Source organism: Wenzhouxiangella sp. XN201, assembly GCF_011008905.1.
In the GTDB taxonomy this organism is placed as follows: Bacteria; Pseudomonadota; Gammaproteobacteria; order Xanthomonadales; family Wenzhouxiangellaceae; genus Wenzhouxiangella.
Window position 1 is genome coordinate 49,394 of sequence record NZ_JAAIVI010000022.1, and the last position, 15,993, is coordinate 65,386.

14 protein-coding genes and 1 pseudogene are annotated in these 15,993 nt (G+C 62.6%); 11 read left to right on the top strand and 4 right to left on the bottom strand.

From position 1 onward, the window contains the following. The first annotated feature begins 97 nt into the window (after positions 1-97). The 4 genes and pseudogenes from G4Y73_RS14130 to G4Y73_RS13070 all read left to right on the top strand — a co-directional run bounded on the left by G4Y73_RS14130 (position 98) and on the right by G4Y73_RS13070 (position 7,343). Positions 98-1,012 (top strand): metalloregulator ArsR/SmtB family transcription factor, encoded by a 915-nt coding sequence (locus G4Y73_RS14130; protein ID WP_346426858.1) that lies wholly within the window; start codon positions 98-100, stop codon positions 1,010-1,012. Further along, positions 1,009-4,712: pseudogene (gene metH, locus G4Y73_RS13060) on the top strand (methionine synthase). The gene G4Y73_RS14130 and the pseudogene metH overlap by 4 nt, the downstream one beginning before the upstream one ends. 154 nt (positions 4,713-4,866) lie before the next feature. After that, the gene (locus G4Y73_RS13065) at positions 4,867-6,858 is read left to right on the top strand and encodes a tetratricopeptide repeat protein (protein ID WP_164232264.1); all 1,992 of its coding nucleotides are present in this window, start codon (positions 4,867-4,869) and stop codon (positions 6,856-6,858) included. 20 nt (positions 6,859-6,878) lie between these two features. Then, a complete protein-coding gene (locus tag G4Y73_RS13070; RefSeq protein ID WP_164232265.1) occupies positions 6,879-7,343 on the top strand; it encodes a hypothetical protein in 465 nt (154 codons plus the stop codon). 66 nt (positions 7,344-7,409) lie between these two features. Here G4Y73_RS13070 and G4Y73_RS13075 read toward each other — a convergent pair whose 3' ends face one another. Together G4Y73_RS13075 and G4Y73_RS13080 are read right to left on the bottom strand one after the other, a co-directional pair. Beyond that, a complete protein-coding gene (locus G4Y73_RS13075) occupies positions 7,410-7,994 on the bottom strand; it encodes a DUF2058 family protein (protein WP_164232266.1) in 585 nt (194 codons plus the stop codon). 21 nt (positions 7,995-8,015) lie between these two features. Further along, positions 8,016-8,723 (bottom strand): FKBP-type peptidyl-prolyl cis-trans isomerase, encoded by a 708-nt coding sequence (locus G4Y73_RS13080; RefSeq protein WP_164232267.1) that lies wholly within the window; start codon positions 8,721-8,723, stop codon positions 8,016-8,018. A 208-nt stretch (positions 8,724-8,931) separates the two neighbouring features. On the opposite strand from G4Y73_RS13080, the gene G4Y73_RS13085 reads away from it, so the two are divergent. The 7 genes from G4Y73_RS13085 to G4Y73_RS13115 all read left to right on the top strand — a co-directional run bounded on the left by G4Y73_RS13085 (position 8,932) and on the right by G4Y73_RS13115 (position 14,498). Beyond that, on the top strand, positions 8,932-9,201 hold the full coding sequence (locus G4Y73_RS13085) for a hypothetical protein (protein WP_164232268.1): 270 nt from the start codon (positions 8,932-8,934) through the stop codon (positions 9,199-9,201). Positions 9,202-9,203: 2 nt separating this feature from the next. Then, on the top strand, positions 9,204-9,572 hold the full coding sequence (locus tag G4Y73_RS13090) for a GntR family transcriptional regulator (RefSeq protein WP_164232269.1): 369 nt from the start codon (positions 9,204-9,206) through the stop codon (positions 9,570-9,572). After that, complete coding sequence (locus G4Y73_RS13095; protein WP_164232270.1) at positions 9,572-10,456, top strand: ABC transporter ATP-binding protein; 885 nt, start codon at positions 9,572-9,574, stop codon at positions 10,454-10,456. The genes G4Y73_RS13090 and G4Y73_RS13095 overlap by 1 nt, the downstream gene beginning before the upstream one ends. Further along, positions 10,453-11,415, top strand: coding sequence for a hypothetical protein (locus G4Y73_RS13100; protein ID WP_164232271.1), 963 nt, complete (start codon positions 10,453-10,455; stop codon positions 11,413-11,415). The genes G4Y73_RS13095 and G4Y73_RS13100 overlap by 4 nt, the downstream gene beginning before the upstream one ends. Beyond that, positions 11,415-11,789: a hypothetical protein gene (locus G4Y73_RS13105; protein WP_164232272.1), complete on the top strand. Its 375-nt coding sequence runs from the start codon at positions 11,415-11,417 to the stop codon at positions 11,787-11,789. The genes G4Y73_RS13100 and G4Y73_RS13105 overlap by 1 nt, the downstream gene beginning before the upstream one ends. A gap of 3 nt (positions 11,790-11,792) precedes the next feature. Beyond that, positions 11,793-12,110 carry a DUF4156 domain-containing protein gene (locus G4Y73_RS13110; RefSeq protein ID WP_164232273.1) on the top strand — a complete coding sequence of 106 codons (318 nt, stop codon included), beginning with the start codon at positions 11,793-11,795 and terminating at the stop codon, positions 12,108-12,110. Between the two features lie 192 nt (positions 12,111-12,302). Further along, positions 12,303-14,498, top strand: a complete 2,196-nt coding sequence (locus G4Y73_RS13115) for a TonB-dependent receptor (protein ID WP_164232274.1) — start codon at positions 12,303-12,305, stop codon at positions 14,496-14,498. A gap of 39 nt (positions 14,499-14,537) precedes the next feature. Here G4Y73_RS13115 and G4Y73_RS13120 read toward each other — a convergent pair whose 3' ends face one another. Both G4Y73_RS13120 and G4Y73_RS13125 read right to left on the bottom strand, forming a co-directional pair. Beyond that, the gene (locus G4Y73_RS13120; RefSeq protein WP_164232275.1) at positions 14,538-15,431 is read right to left on the bottom strand and encodes a diacylglycerol kinase family protein; all 894 of its coding nucleotides are present in this window, start codon (positions 15,429-15,431) and stop codon (positions 14,538-14,540) included. A 34-nt stretch (positions 15,432-15,465) separates the two neighbouring features. Further along, positions 15,466-15,981 (bottom strand): type 1 glutamine amidotransferase domain-containing protein, encoded by a 516-nt coding sequence (locus tag G4Y73_RS13125; protein ID WP_164232276.1) that lies wholly within the window; start codon positions 15,979-15,981, stop codon positions 15,466-15,468. Between the last annotated feature and the right edge of the window lie 12 nt (positions 15,982-15,993).

The following is a 15,993-nucleotide window of genomic DNA, read 5'->3' on the forward strand; positions in this document are numbered from 1 at the left end:
CGAATGCCACGGGCGCTTGAAAGCCCCTTGCGTTCAGGCTAGGCTATACTATATCTCTCAATCGCGATAAAAGGATATAGTTATCGACCTGGACCGTGTGGGCCGGCACTGCAGCCTGCTGGGAGATGCCACCCGGCTGAGGCTGCTGGCGCTGCTCGAAACCGAGGAGTTGACGGTGGCCGAACTGGCGCAGGTCACACGCCTGGCACAACCGCGCGTGTCCACGCATTTGGCACGACTGCGTGAAGCCGGGCTGGTGGTCGATCGACGCGACGGCGTATCCGTGTATTACCGTCTGGGCAACCCCGAGGAAAATCCCGAACTGCACCAACTCTGGGCCCTGTTCCGCGACGACCTCGACGATGCGATCGTCGCTGCCGATGCGGAGCGCCTGCCCGGAATCATGGCCCAGCGTGCCACCGGCCGCAACTGGCCGGACACGGTCGCCGGCGACATGGAGCGCCACTATTCACCGGGCCGGACCTGGGAAGCGACCGCGCGCGCCCTGGTGCAGCTGCTCTCGCTCGGGCGCGTACTCGACATCGCTTCGGGCGACGGCGTGATGGGTGAACTGCTGGCCCGGCAGGCCCGGTCGATCGATTGCATCGACGTATCCGAAAAAGTCGTCGCCGCCGGTCGCGAGCGCGTCAAGCCCTTCGACAATGTAGCGTTTCATCTCGGCGACATGCACGCCCTGCCCTTCGAAGACAATCGCTTCGACAGCGTGCTGATGATGCATGCGCTGACCTACAGCGAGCGGCCGCAACAGGCCCTGGCCGAAGCGGCGCGAACACTGAAGTCCGGCGGCCGCCTGGTGGGTGCGACACTCAGGAAGCACCGCCACAGCGCCCATGTGAAGAACTTCGGCCATGCCAACAACGGTTTCACCCCGAAACAATTGACTGCTCTGCTGGACAAGGCCGGGCTGCAGACCGAACTGTGCGACGTAACTTCGATCGAGCGCCGAACCCCGAATTTCGAAATCATCACTTTTCTCGCGGAGAAATCATGAACCGGTTGCCATGGCACGACCCAGCAAGCGTCGAACAACTATGCGGCGCACTCGAAGAGCGCATCCTGCTGCTCGACGGCGCCATGGGCACGATGATCCAGAATGAACAGCTCGACGAGGCCGCATTTCGCGGAGAACGTTTCACGGACCACAGCGATGACCTCAAGGGTAACAATGACCTGCTCACGCTGACCCGGCCGGAGTTGATCACACGCATCCACCGCGACTTCATCGAGGTGGGCTGCGACCTGATCGAGACCAACACCTTCAATGCCAACTGCATCAGCCAGGCCGATTACGCGCTGGAAGATCTGTCGGAGGAGATCAACCGCGAAGCCGCATTGCTGGCCCGACAGGCTTGTGACGAAGCCGTTGAACGAACCGGCCGGCCGCGCTGGGTGGTGGGCGTGATCGGGCCGACCAATCGCACGGCGTCGATTTCTCCAGACGTGGTCAGTCCCGGCTATCGCAATATCGATTTCGCCACCCTGGTGGAAGCCTACACGGAAGCCACACGCGGCCTGCTCGACGGCGGCAGCGACCTGATCCTGATCGAAACCATATTCGACACGCTAAACGCCAAGGCGGCCATCTATGCCGTTTACGAAGAGTTCGAGCGGCGCGGTGAACGTTGGCCACTGATGATTTCGGGCACCATCACCGACGCCTCGGGTCGCACTCTGTCGGGCCAGACCCCCGAAGCTTTCTGTTATTCCATCGAGCACGCCGAGCCCTTCTCGGTCGGCTTCAACTGTGCCCTGGGCGCCGACCAGCTCAAGCCGCACATCAAGGCACTGTCGCGCATTGCTGACTGCCTGGTCTCGGCCCACCCCAATGCCGGCCTGCCCAATGAGTTTGGCGAGTATGACCAGGGCCCCGATGAAATGGCGGAGATCATCGAAGGCTATGCCCGCGACGGCCTGGTCAATATCATCGGCGGCTGCTGCGGCACAACGCCCGAGCACCTGGCTGCGATCGCGCAGGTCATCGAAGGTCGAGCACCCCGCCCCGTTCAACGGCAGCAGGCGGCATGAGTGAGCCCCGCAGACGCTACACCCGGCTGAGCGGCCTCGAGCCGCTGGTGATCACGCCGGAACTGAACTTCGTCAATGTCGGCGAGCGCACCAACGTGACCGGTTCGGCGAAGTTCAAGCGCCTGATCGCCGAGGACAAGTACGAAGAAGCGGTAGAAGTCGCCCTGCAACAGGTCGAAAACGGTGCCCAGATCATCGACGTCAATATGGACGAAGGCCTGCTCGACTCCGAACAGGCGATGGTCGACTTTCTCAACCTGATCGCCGCCGAGCCCGATATCGCCCGGGTACCGGTGATGATCGACTCATCGAAGTGGAGCGTGATCGAGGCCGGCCTGCGCTGCCTGCAGGGCAAGGGCGTGGTCAACTCGATCAGCCTCAAGGAGGGTGAGGAAGCGTTCCTCCGGCAGGCGCGCAGGATCCGCCGCTACGGCGCCGCCGTAGTGGTCATGGCATTCGACGAAGAAGGCCAGGCGGACAACGCCGAACACATGGTCGAGTGCCTGTCGCGTGCCTACAAGCTGCTGACCGAGGAAGCCGGTTACCCGCCCGAGGACATCATCTTCGACCCCAATATCTTCCCGGTCGCCACCGGCATCGAGGAACACGACAATTACTCGGTCGAGTTCATCGAAGCCACGAAGGAACTGAAGAAGCGCTTTCCCGACTGCCACGTCTCCGGCGGCGTGTCGAACATGTCGTTTTCCTTCCGCGGCAACAATCCGGTACGCGAGGCCATGCACTCGGTTTTTCTCTACCACGCCACGCATGCGGGCATGGACATGGGCATCGTCAACGCAGGCCAGCTGGCCGTCTACGACGATATCGATCCGGAATTGCGCGAACTGGTCGAGGACGTCGTCCTCAATCGCCGATCCGACGCCACCGAACGCCTGCTGGATGCCGCCAGCAAGTTCAAGGGCGACGGAAAAAAGGAAGAAAAGGACGAAGCCTGGCGCGAAAAACCGGTCGCCGAACGCCTCAAGTACAGCCTGGTCAAGGGCATCGACAAGTACGTTGTCGAGGATACCGAGGAGGCCCGGCAGCAGTTCGACACCTCCCTGGAGGTCATCGAAGGCCCGCTGATGGACGGCATGAACTACGTCGGCGACCTGTTCGGCGATGGCAGGATGTTCCTGCCGCAGGTGGTCAAGTCCGCGCGCGTGATGAAGAAAGCTGTGGCGCACCTCGTGCCCTATCTTGAAGCCGAACAGACCACCAAGGAAAAGAAGGGCAAGGTGCTGCTGGCCACGGTCAAGGGCGACGTGCACGACATCGGCAAGAACATTGTCGGCGTGGTACTGGCCTGCAACGGCTTCGACGTTCATGACCTGGGCGTCATGGTGCCGGCCCAGAAGATTCTCGATGAGGCGAGGAAAGAGGAGGTCGACCTGATCGGCCTGTCGGGCCTGATCACCCCCTCCCTCGACGAGATGGTCAACGTCGCCGAAGCGATGAACGAAGCGAAGTTCGAGTTGCCGCTTCTGATCGGCGGTGCAACCACATCCCGTGCACATACGGCCCTGAAGATCGACCCGGCCTACAGCGGCCCGGTGTGCTGGGTCAAGGACGCCTCGAGATCGGTGGACGTGGTGCGCAAACTGGCCAGCAAACAGCACCGCGACGGTTATGCCGCCGGCATCCGGGATGACTACGAGGAATACCGCGAACGCAGCGCTCAGGGGCGCCGGCGCAAGCCGCTGATCACCATCGAGGCCGCGCGCGAGAATGCCTTTCGGCCGGATTGGAGCGAACACCGGCCCGAAGCGCCGAAACAACCCGGCCTGCACGTGTTCGAGGATTGGCCGCTGGAAGATATTGCGCGCTACATCGACTGGACGCCGTTCTTCCAGACCTGGGAACTGAAAGGACGCTACCCCGAAATCCTCGAAGATGAACAGGTCGGCGAGGCGGCGCGCAACCTGCTCAGTGATGGCAAGGACATGCTCGAGCGCATCATCGACAACAAGTGGCTGACCGCCCGGGCGATCTGCGCTCTATGGCCGGCTGCGCGAGAAGGCGACGATGTGCTGTTCTACACCGACGAGTCGCGTCAGGAAGTGATGGAACGCATGGTGATGCTACGCCAGCAGGCCGACAAGCCCGCGGCCAACCTGTGCCTGGCCGATTTCGTGGCCGAGGCCGGCAGCGGCATCGACGACTGGGCCGGCCTGTTTGCTGTAACCACCGGCATTGGCCTGGAACAGGCACTTGAACAGTTTCCCGAGACCGACGACTACAGCCGCATCCTGCTGCAGTCCATGGCCGACCGCCTTGCCGAGGCCCTGGCCGAAGCCTTGCATCAAAAGGTTCGACGCGAGTTATGGGGGTATGCCACCGATGAAGATCTCGACAGCACAGAGTTGATCCGCGAGAAATACCGTGGCATCCGCCCGGCGCCCGGCTACCCGGCCTGCCCCGACCATAGCGAAAAGGAGAAGCTGTTCCGCCTGATGGATGTCACCGACAAGATCGGCATGGAACTGACCGAGGGCTTCGCAATGAAACCCATGGCAGCCGTCAGCGGGTACTACTTCGGGCATCCCGACAGCAAGTACTTCGTCGTCGGCAAGATCGGCCGCGACCAGGTCGAGGACTATGCAAATCGCAAAGGCATCAGCGTCGAACAAGCCGAGAAATTCCTGCGACCCAACCTCGACGACTGAGGGACGGCTGCACCGGCCGGACACAGAGCCAGGCACTTCCAAAAGCGTGATGCAGTTCATATAATGCCTGATCGGGGCTTGCGATCAATTCTGGTCGGGCGCCCCGTTTACCGTGATCGCCTGTATGTCATCGGGCGAGCACAAGGAGCGGGCCATGTCGAATCGGCTGGCAAGACTGAATCGTGCGCTGCTGGAGCTGCGGCGCCGACACGTCTTTCGCATGGCCGGCGGATACATGGTTGTCGCCTGGGTCTTTCTGCAGGTCGCCGACATTCTGCTTCCGGCTTTCATGGCACCGGACTGGGTGATGTCGATCCTGGTCGTTCTGGCGGTCATGGGCATGCCCGTCGTTGTCGTCCTGACCTGGCTCTACGATCTCACACCCCAGGGGATTGAACGCACCCTGCCGGACCACACCGGCAGCGCCACGGCCTCCGGCCGGTCCTGGAACTGGCGCTGGATCGACTATCTCATCATCGCCGTACTGGCCACCATCCTGCTGGTGGTACTGGCGCGCGAAGATTCTTCCGGGCCGGCACAGGGAAGCGAGGCCCGAACCGGGTCGGTTGCCGTCCTGCCCTTCGCCGACCTGAGCCCGCAGGGCGACCAGCGCTACTTCAGCGACGGTCTGTCCGAGGCCCTGATGGACGGCCTGGCCAACATTCCCGGCCTTCAGGTAGCCGCGCGAACCTCGTCGTTCACCTTTCGGGAGACCAAACAGGATGCACCCTCGGTCGCACGCGCCCTGAACGTCGACGCCCTGCTCGAAGGCTCGGTCCGCAAATCCGGCGAGCAGTTGCGCATCAGCGTCCGACTGATCGACGGCAGCAGCGGGCGCCGCCTGTGGAACGAGACTTTCGCGGCCACCGCCGACGACATCTTCGTGCTACAGGATTCAATCGCGCGCGCCGTAGCCACATCGTTCGAAATACGACATCTGGGCGATCTCGAGAGTGTGCTTACTCCGACTCACAGCCAGGCCGCCTATGACCAGTACCTGCAGGGTCGCGGTCAGCTTCGCCAGGCCTCGACCGCGGAGGGCATCGACGGGGCGCTGGCCCATTTCAAACAGGCACTGGAGATCGATCCCGACTTCATGCTGGCCAGTGCCGGGCTCTGCCAGGCGCACTGGATGAAGTACACGGCCACCCTCGAGTCCGAACAGGCCCAGGCAGCGTTCAGCGCCTGCAACCGTGCCGAAAGCCAGAACCCCGACCACATCGAAACCCTGGTTGCCCTGGGCCAGTTATATCGCGGCACCGGCGAGATTGATCGCTCGTTCGAAAAGCTCCGGCAGGCGCTGGACATCGCCCCCAACGACGAACAAGTCCACGCCGCACTGGGTGAAACCCATCGAGTGGCCGGACAGATGGAGGAGGCCGAACAGAGCTTCCGGACCGCCATTCGCCTCGACCCGGCTTATTGGCGCAACTACTGGGCGCTCGGCCGCGTCCTGGCCGAGACAGGACGGCTCGAGGAAGCGGCCGACTTCGTGCGCCGCGCAATTGAACTGGAACCCGAAAACGCCGCGGCCTGGTCCACGCTCGGCGGCATCTACTTTTACCAGAGCGAGTTCATACAGGCGGCCGACGCCTTCCGGCAGTCAATCGGCAGCCACCCCACACCGCAGGCCTATGCCAATGCCGGTACGCAGTATTTCTACGGCGGCGATTTCACCCGGGCGCGCGCGATGTTCGAGCAGGCGGTGTCGCTCAGCCCGGCTGACTTCCGATACCACGGATTTCTCGCCGAATGCATCCTGCTCGAGGACGGTGGCGGGCTCGATGCCGCCCGCCCCCATTTCGAGCGAGCCGTGGAACTGGCCCGGGAAACGCTGGCCATCAACGCCGAGGACCCGCTCACGCGCGCTGCCCTGGCCGCCTATCTGGCCACCCTGGGCGAACTGGCCGATGCGCAGCAGCAACTGGAACGCCTGGAAGCCGATCCTTCTACCGACATGCGGGCACTGCACACCATGGGCATGGCGCGCCTGGTCATGGGACAAACCGACCGCGCGCTTGCGCACTTCCATGCCGCCATGGAGCTCGGCTATCCGCAACGCATGCTGCAAAGTGATCCCCGCACCCGCGCGCTTTTTGGGCAGCCGGCAGAAAATCCGGTCGCCGAATCCACGCAAACTCAGTGAGACCCCGAGGAGGGCTTGCCATGAAATCAATTGCCTTGACCATTGCCATTCCACTCGCCGCTCTTGCAGTCGCAACAGGCTGTCAGGACCGGGAAGCCGCCGATGTCTGCCGAGAGGACTGTCGCCTGACCGTCACCCTGCCCGACAACGTGGCAGAACCACCGGACGTATCCAGCGAGCACCTGCACCTGGCCGCGGACGGCCAGCTCGATGTCCTGCTCGAAGGCGGCAGTGCCGGAAATCAGGCCACCCAGCTACGATTCTTCCGCCCCGGCGAACATGAGGACTCGGGAACACCTTTCGTGAATCGAAACGGACAGCCCATGTACCGGGTCAATCTCAATGCCGGCGATAACAATGGCCTGCAGATCCGCCCCTGGGACGACGGGGTCTGTCATGCGCCAAAGGGCTGCAAATATGACGTCGTCAACAATGGCAACCCGGACCGGCCGACGCGCGATCCCTGGATCATTCTCTACCAGTAAGCCGGCAAAGCGGCCCGCGCAGGTCGGGGTGACATCCCCGACCGACGAGCCTCCCGAACCCGCGCGCTACCACACGAGGTCGTCGGGCACCGGGGGGTAATGGCTGCCGTCGTCCTCGGGTTCCTCGCGGCCTTCCAGGCCGGGGACCAGGTCGGGAGCCAGCTCGCGGTATTGCTCGAGGGTCTCTAGTGAGACGAGCAGGTAGGATCCGCGCAGGTTGACCACGCCGATCTCGCCGCGATTGAGTTGCTCGCGCTGCTCGGGGGTACACAGGACGCGGCGAATACGACCCATGTGCTCGAAGTAGCGCGGGATCTCGGCGTCCTTGCGATTGAGGGTGTTGCCCTTGATGATTTCATCGAGCTGGAGATTGCGCCTGCGGCGCTCTTCCTGTTCGGCCACGCGGCGCTGCTTTTCGGCCTCCTTCTCATTCGCTTCGGCCTTTCGGCGGGCTGCGTATGCACGCGCCAGATCCGAATCAGCACCCGTTTTCTTGCGCGCCGGGCGCTTTTTATGACCGGCCGCACCATTGGCGCGGGCCTTCTTCGAGCCGGAATCCCCGGCACCGGGCTTGCCCCGGCGCCGAGGCTTCTCAGCCTGCTTTTCGTCGGCCAGCCCTGCCTTGAGCAGGGCATCTTGCAGTGTCCCCATGGCTGTGATTGTCGTCGCTGACTATTCCTGGGACTCGCCGTCGCCCACTTCCAGCAGTTCGACTTCGAAGATCAGGGTCGAATTGGGACCGATGGGACCCGGACGGCCCTGCTCTCCGTAGGCCAGCTCGGAAGGAACGAAGAATTCATACTTGGCGCCTTCCTTCATCAGCTGCACACCTTCGGTCCAGCCGGGAATGACCTGGTTGAGGGCAAAGGTGGCCGGCTCGCCGCGATCGTAGGAACTGTCGAACACGGTACCGTCGATCAGGGTGCCCTTGTAATGAACGGTCACGCGATCCTCGGCGGTCGGGCTGGCGCCTTCGCCTTCTTCGATCACGCGGTACTGCAGACCGGATTCGGTCACGCTAATACCTTCGCGCTCGGCGTTCTCGGCCAGGAAGGCTTCGCCTTCTTCGAGATTGACGGAGGCTTCCTGCGCACGCTCGACCTCCATCTGCTGCTGGCGGCGCTGCATGAACGCGTCGCGCTCGGCCAGGGCCTCTTCTTCGGTCAGGCGGGTTTCTTCGCCGTTATAGCTTGCGCGCAAGGCTTCGACGAGCAGATCCATATCCAGGTCGATATCCTGCTCAGCCAGCGAGCCACCGATGTCCATGCCAATGGTGTAGCTCAGACGCTCTTCGGGCGTTTCGAGTTCTTCCTGGGCCAGGGCAACGGTCGAAACACTCGCAGCCAGCACGGAGCCGGCCAGAATTCGGACGATCTTCATTGGTGAAACTCCTTGGGAATGGGGTTTTCGAGTATCGCGTGAGACCACCGCGAGGGGTGTCAGTTCAATGCTCTGCAGTCTACCAGATTGCTGGCGGCGCCTGAACGCTCGCGCAGGTACGATGTATTGCCTGTGAAAAAAGGGCTTGACTCTGTAGTGGTGTTCTACTAGACTAATACACCAACACGACAGCCAACAGGAGCTGACCATGTTGCCGATCACACGACATCGAACACTCGCCATCCCGCATCGGCTGGCCCTGGTGGCTGCAGCCGTCTGCCTGGTGCTGGCCTTCACCGTCGATCAGTCGACGCTGGACGAGCAACTTCAGGCCCGCCAGGTCGATCGGGTACAGGACGAACCGAAAGAAGAAGCAACGCTGGAGGCGGTCACTCCGAAGGAGCAGGTCAGCGCAGGCAAGAGCGGCCGTTCCGGCCGGCTGGAGCTGTCGCCCTGGTTCTCGGGGCTGACCCACTGATCATGGAAGCACGCTGGGACGATAACCAGCCGATTTACTGGCAGTTGCGCGAAAAAACGATCGCCGCGATTCTCGACGGCACGTTGCGCGAAGGCCAGCCCCTGCCGTCGGTACGGCAAGTGGCGGTTGATTTCCAGATCAATCCGCTGACGGTTTCCAAGTCTTACCAGTCGCTGGTGGACGATGAACTGGTTGAAAAGCGCCGCGGGGTCGGTATGTTTGTCTGCGAAGGCGCTCGCGCCAGGCTGCTGGAGAGCGAACGCGAACGATTTCTCAACGAGGAATGGCCGCGTCTGGCGGAACGCATCGAACAACTCGGGCTGTCGCTTGAGAGCCTCATGGCGGCACGAAACAAAAAGGAGAAGAACTGATGAGCCTGACCATTCATGCCCGCAACCTGAAACGCTACTACGGTAGCAATCATGCGGTTGACGGCATCGACCTGGAGGTCCCCTCGGGCCGCATCGTCGGCCTGATTGGTCCCAATGGTGCCGGCAAGACTACGGCACTCAAGGCGATCCTGGGCCTGACCAGCTTCGACGGTGAACTCGAAGTGCTCGGCCGCAGGCCGGACAAGGACCGCGACGAACTGATGAAGGACGTCTGCTTCATTGCCGACGTAGCGGTACTGCCGCGCTGGGCCCGGGTCTGGCAAGTAATCGAACTGACCGAGCGCCTGCATCCGCGCTTTTCGCGGGAACGCTGCCTGCACTATCTGAAGAACACCAAGGTGCGGCAGAACGCCAAGGTCAAGTCGCTCTCCAAGGGCATGGTCGTCCAACTGCACCTGGCGCTGGTCATGGCCATCGACGCCAAGCTCCTGGTCCTCGACGAACCCACCCTTGGGCTCGATATCCTGTTTCGCAAGCGCTTCTATTCCAATCTCCTCAATGAGTATTTCGACGAGGAGCGCACCATCCTGATCACCACCCATCAGGTCGAGGAAGTCGAGCATATTCTCACCGACCTGATGTTCATCAAGGACGGCAAACTGGTACTCAACGCCACCATGGATGCAGTTCACGAGCGCTTTTGCGAGGTCATGGTCCAGGCTGACCGGGTCGAAGAAGCGCGTGCGATGAACCCCATCCACGAGCGCGTCCTGTTCGGCCGCCACATTTTCCTGTTCGACCGTGCCGACGCATCGCGACTGCGTGACATGGGTGAGTTGCACCGCCCCAGCGTGGCCGACCTGTTCGTGGCACTGATGGGCGACGAGTATGAAAATGATGAGCCCCGGGAGGAAGCGGCATGAATACCATTCATACCCTCTGGACTCTGATGCGCCGCGAGCTGTGGGAAAGCCCGGGTGCATTCAAGTGGACCCCTGTCGTACTGATCGGCCTGACCCTGTTCTTTACCGTATTCGGCCTCATTCTCGGCTCGCGCTTCGACAACGAAATGGCGTTCACTTTCGATGCCATCCGACAGTTCGCCGAGGCACCGGGCGATCAGCGCCGCATGTTCATGACCGGCGCCCTGTTTGCCTCGTCCACCCTGTTCTTCCAGATACTGATCCTGGTCGTCATCTTTTATCTGTCCAGCTGTCTGTACGACGAGCGCAAGGACCGGTCGATCCTGTTCTGGAAATCGCTACCCGTTTCCGATCGGACGACGGTGGCTTCGAAAGTGCTCACTGCCTGTCTGCTGGCACCCGCCATCTATCTGGTCGCGGTGATCATCACCCAGTTGGTCCTGCTTTCAATCGCATCGGTTTACGGCCTGATGGCCGGGGTCAATCCATTCACCACCTTCTGGCTGCCTGCCTCGCTGCCGAAACTGTGGTCGGTGATGTCCGTCGGCATCGTGATTCAGGCCCTGTGGCTTCTGCCGATCTACGCCTGGCTGGTGTTCTGCTCATCGTGGGCGCCGCGCGTCCCCATCCTGGTTGCCATCGCCATTCCCGCCGGTGCCGCGCTGTTGCAGCACACCTGGAGTCTGCTGACCAGTTTCACCATGCCGGACTTCAATATCGGCATGATCATTCTCATGCGCCTGGGCAGCGGGATCCTGCCGACCAACGTGAACTTCAACATCAACTCAAACGGCGGCACGACGGACTTTACCGACGTCCGATTCGGCGACGACCTGTTCATGAGCTTCGGGAACAGTTTCGAATACCTGACCCGTCCGGCCATGTGGATCGGCCTGGCCATCGCCTTCGTGCTGTTGGCCGCCGCGGTCTGGTTCCGCCGCCGGGCCACCGACAACTGATGCGACACCTTCCGGTCATCCTGCTGTTGACAGCCCTGGCTGCCGCTGCAGGCGTGGCCGGCTGGCAGTCGGCACCCTGGCTGTTCACAGCGGGATTGGCGCTGGCTGCAGGGGCGCCGCTGTTCTTCATCGCGCATCATGCCCTGGTCGGCGGATCACGACCCCTGCTCTACCACCCCCTGGGCATTTCCATTGCCGCCGGCCTGGGCTGCGTGATGACCCTGGCCGGGCAGTACCGGTTCGGGCGCTTCAACTGGGTGGTTGGCTGTGCCGTTCTGGCCCTGGTGGCCTGGATGCTGTGGCAACGTTACATGCGCTCGAGTCTGCCCGGCAAAGCGTCTAGAATCGACAGCCGTAGCCAACAAGATTCCTGAGCCATGATCAGACCAGCCCTCCTAGCTGTATTCGTGACGGTCCTGCTCGCCGGCTGCAGCTGGGTCGACCTCAAACCTGGTGCGGACCGGGTCAACCTGCGTAGTTCCTCCCAGGTCCACAGCTGCGAGCGGCTGGGCGCGACCACCACCTCGGTCCGCGACCGGGTCGGCTTCTATAACCGCAATTCCGACAAGGTTGGCGAAGAACTGGCCGACCTGGCGCGCAACAGCGCCCTGGAACTGGGTGGCGACACAATCGTGCCGGACGGCCCGATCGACGACGGCGAGCGCCGCTTCATCATCTATCGCTGCCTGCGCTAGAAGAACCCCAACAGTCCTGCCGGGCCGCACCAGTAGCCCCTGAACCCCGGCAATGCCCACGGGCAGCCTGCATGCCGCCCGTGAACTGTGATTCACCCTTTTTGTGAAATTGTGTTGCAGATGATAATGATTTGCGTTTAGAATTGCGCCGAATTATTCATCCACTCACGCAACACGCAGGACATTTCAACAATGAAACACGCATTGATCTTCGCCCTGTCGTTCACTCTGGCTACCGGCGCCGGCGCCCAGAACAGCGATGACGAGTCGAAGAATGACGAACGCGAACAAGCTGGGCGGGCGCTCGCACAGAACACCCTGAACGACTGGGGTCTGATTATCGACCGGATACGCATCGTCGGCAGCCGCGAGGACGCTCGCCGCCTTTCAGGCACCGGCGCCGTCATCGATTCCGAACAGATGCAAATCGAGGCCCGCACCGACATCAACCAGCTGCTCAAGACCGTTCCCGGTGTGTATATCCGAGAAGAGGACGGCGAAGGCCTGCGCCCCAACATCGGCATTCGCGCCGCCGCCGGCGGTCGTTCCAGCAAGGTCACTCTGCTCGAAGACGGCGTGCTGATTGCACCAGCGCCCTATTCCAACCCGGCCGCCTACTACTTTCCCGAAGCTTTCCAGATGCAGGCGGTGGAAGTCATCAAGGGTGCCCCGCTGCTGCGCTATGGCCCGCAGACCACCGGCGGCGTGATCAACCTGGTTACCACGCCGATTCCAGCCGAGAACAGCGGTCGGGTTCTCACCACCCTGGGCGAGAACAGCGAACACAATACGCACGCCTGGTACGGCGGAACCCAGGGCAACTTCGGCTTTCTGGTCGACGCCGTTTACCGCAACACCGACGGCTTCAAGGACATCGACCGCAGCAATCGCGATGCCGGCTTCGATATCCAGAGCTACCTGGTCAAGCTCGGCTGGAGCAGCGGCCGCCACAGCCTGCTGGCCAAGGCGAAGTATTCCGAGCAGACCTCGAACGAGACCTATGCCGGCCTGACCGACGCCGACTTCGCCCGCGATCCCAACCGTCGATATGGACTGTCCGAGATCGACCAGATGAACAACGACCACCAGGGCTTTTCCCTGAACTGGGCGCTCGACTTGACCGATCGGGTATCCCTGACCGCCCTGGCCTATTACAACGAGTTCGCCCGCGACTGGTTCAAGGGCAGCTTCGGGTCTCTCATCGACGCTGCCAATGCCGGTGACACCGACGCCCTGGCCGTGCTGCACGGCGAGCAGGATATCGAAGGGCTCGACTACAAGCACAACAACCGTGAGTACGAATCCTACGGCATCGAGTTCGGCGCCAATGCCGAAATCGGCAACCACCGCCTGCAGGTCGGTGCGCGTGACCACAGCGACCGCATGGACCGCTTTCAGCCGGTCGAAGTCTACGACCAGATCAACGGCAGCCTGGTCTTCCGGGACACCGTCGCGCCCACCGGCGGCAACAATCGCCTCGAGGGTGCCGACGCCCTCGCATTCTGGGCGGTCGACGAATGGCGAGTCACCCGGGACTTCAAGCTCGACCTGGCCCTGCGCTACGAGGATGCGGACACCTACCGCCGCCAGTTCAGCACGACCGACCGCTCCGATGAACCGTCGCGGCGCTCGAGCACGGCGAGCGAATGGCTGCCTGGCGCATCCTTTACCTGGGACATGAACGACCAGTTCCAGATGCTCGGCGGCGTGCATCGCGGCTTCGCGCCCCTCAGCGGCGGCGCCACCGAAAACGACGAGCCGGAGACCAGCGTCAACTACGAGTTCGGCTTCCGCTACCGCCAGGCCGACAGCTTTCTCGAACTGGTCGGCTTCCGCAGCGACTTTCAGAACCAGGCCGAAGTTTGCTCGGTTGCAACGCCGTGCAGCAACGGCGCGACCAGCGGCAACTTCGTCACCGGCGAGGCGATCGTTCAGGGCGTCGAATTCCAGTTCGCCCGCGAGTGGTACACCGACAGCCTGCACATTCCGCTGAGCTTCAACTACACCTGGACACAGGCCGAAATCAGCGAGAGCAACCCCGTCACCGGCGTATCCGACGGCGACGAACTGGCCGACATTCCGGACAACCTCTTCAGCCTGCGTCTGGGGCTCGAACACACCAGCGGCTGGGACAACCATTTCGTTGCCAAGTACATGGCCGAGACCTGCGTCCAGGTCGGCTGCAACCGCGCCGACGAGCCCTTTGACCGGACCGAGTCCCTGTTCGTCGTCGACTGGATCTCGCGCTATGCACTGACCGAGGCAATGACCGTCTTCGTCAAGGTCGACAACCTGTTCGACGAACAAGTGATTGTTTCCCGTCTTCCGGACGGCGCGCGCCCCAACAAGCCGCGCACCGGCTCTGTCGGGCTCGACTACCGCTTCTGATCCTGCCACACCCGCGGGCCGGCCACCGGCCGGCCCGCATCATCCGGCCAGGCGCAGAGCCCCCGGCAGGATATCTACTTCGACTTCGACTGCGTTTCGGGCGAGCAACTCGCCATCGGCGTGGATCATGCAACCGTCAGGGCACTGCAGTTGCATCGCCTGGCTTCGCTCCAGCTCGATATCATCGAAGGCCAGATGCCGCCCGCGCAGTGCGGCGGGCAACCGCCTGAGCAGGCGCGGAATCGAACGCGTGGTGGTAAAACAGATATCGAATAGCCCGTCGTCGATGGCGGCCTCCGGCGTCAGGTAGAAATGCCCGCCGGCGCAGCGGCCGTTGCCGACCGCCACCAGGAACAAGGGGCCTGCCACTTCCCGACCATCGAAACGAAGGACCGCGTCGGGCGCTCGATAGGTCAGCAGTCGACGAACCGCACTGACGATATAGCGTGCACTGCCACCCAGCCAACGAGCGCGCGAGGCCGCATCGGCCACCACCGCTTCGAAGCCGATGCCCACGCCGTTGATGAAATACCGCTGCGTACTGCGCCCGTCAGCATGACGGATGCGGATCTCGCCAGCATCGCAGCGGCGCACCTCTGCCGAGGCAAAGTATTCGGCTGCCGATTCCGGTGGCGGCGGCTCAGCCAGCATCTTGGCGAAATCATTGCCCGAACCGGCCGGCAATACCCCGAAGATAGCTTCCGCGCCGACCAGCGCCCCGCCAACCTCGTGAACCGTCCCGTCACCCCCGACCGCCACCACCACCCGGTCGGTATCGTCCCTGCGCGACCCGGCGAGTTCTCGCGCCTCGCCAGGTGCACGCGTGACCAGCACTTCGCAATCCGGACCTTGCGCTCGCTGCAGAACCTCGACCAGGCGCGCCGTGCGGCCGCGACCAGCGGTCGGATTGACGATCAGGGTGACCTTCCGCAAGGCGGAAGTTTTTCGATGGGCCACCCGGCCGGCCTCAGTCCAGCTTGCGCAGGATTTCGCGGCAGAACGCCGGCAGATCGTCGGGCACGCGACTGCTGATCAGGTTGCCGTCGACAACCACTTCTTCGTCGACCCAATCGGCACCGGCATTGACCATGTCGTCGCGAATGGACGCGAATGACGTCGCTCGCCGTCCGCGAACGATATCGGCCGAAACCGCCATCCAGCCGGCATGGCAGATCCAGGCCACGACCTTGCCCGCATCGTCCATGGCACGAACGAATTCGACCATCGCCCGATGCCGGCGCATCTTGTCCGGCGCCATGCCGCCCGGAATCACCACCGCATCGAAGTCTTCAGCTTTCGCGTCGGAGATATCCGCATCGGGCTTGACCGCGTAGCCCTTGCCGCTGTGATAGACGTCCTTGCCGGCACCAAGAACGGAAACGCGCGCACCGGCCTCGATCAGCCGGAGTCGCGGATAGTGCAGTTCCAGTTCCTGGTAGTCGTCTTCGGCGAGAATTGCGATGTGCTTGTCGCTGATGGCCATGCTTGCCTCCTG

Coding starts and splice junctions, on each gene's coding strand:
- G4Y73_RS13085 (WP_164232268.1), top strand. CDS start 8,932: ATGTTGCCGATCACACGACATCGAACACTCGCCATCCCGCATCGGCTG.
- G4Y73_RS13105 (WP_164232272.1), top strand. CDS start 11,415: ATGCGACACCTTCCGGTCATCCTGCTGTTGACAGCCCTGGCTGCCGCT.
- G4Y73_RS13090 (WP_164232269.1), top strand. CDS start 9,204: ATGGAAGCACGCTGGGACGATAACCAGCCGATTTACTGGCAGTTGCGC.
- G4Y73_RS13125 (WP_164232276.1), bottom strand. CDS start 15,981: ATGGCCATCAGCGACAAGCACATCGCAATTCTCGCCGAAGACGACTAC.
- G4Y73_RS13075 (WP_164232266.1), bottom strand. CDS start 7,994: ATGGGGACACTGCAAGATGCCCTGCTCAAGGCAGGGCTGGCCGACGAA.
- G4Y73_RS13095 (WP_164232270.1), top strand. CDS start 9,572: ATGAGCCTGACCATTCATGCCCGCAACCTGAAACGCTACTACGGTAGC.
- G4Y73_RS13080 (WP_164232267.1), bottom strand. CDS start 8,723: ATGAAGATCGTCCGAATTCTGGCCGGCTCCGTGCTGGCTGCGAGTGTT.
- G4Y73_RS13070 (WP_164232265.1), top strand. CDS start 6,879: ATGAAATCAATTGCCTTGACCATTGCCATTCCACTCGCCGCTCTTGCA.
- G4Y73_RS13110 (WP_164232273.1), top strand. CDS start 11,793: ATGATCAGACCAGCCCTCCTAGCTGTATTCGTGACGGTCCTGCTCGCC.
- G4Y73_RS13100 (WP_164232271.1), top strand. CDS start 10,453: ATGAATACCATTCATACCCTCTGGACTCTGATGCGCCGCGAGCTGTGG.
- G4Y73_RS13115 (WP_164232274.1), top strand. CDS start 12,303: ATGAAACACGCATTGATCTTCGCCCTGTCGTTCACTCTGGCTACCGGC.
- G4Y73_RS13065 (WP_164232264.1), top strand. CDS start 4,867: ATGTCGAATCGGCTGGCAAGACTGAATCGTGCGCTGCTGGAGCTGCGG.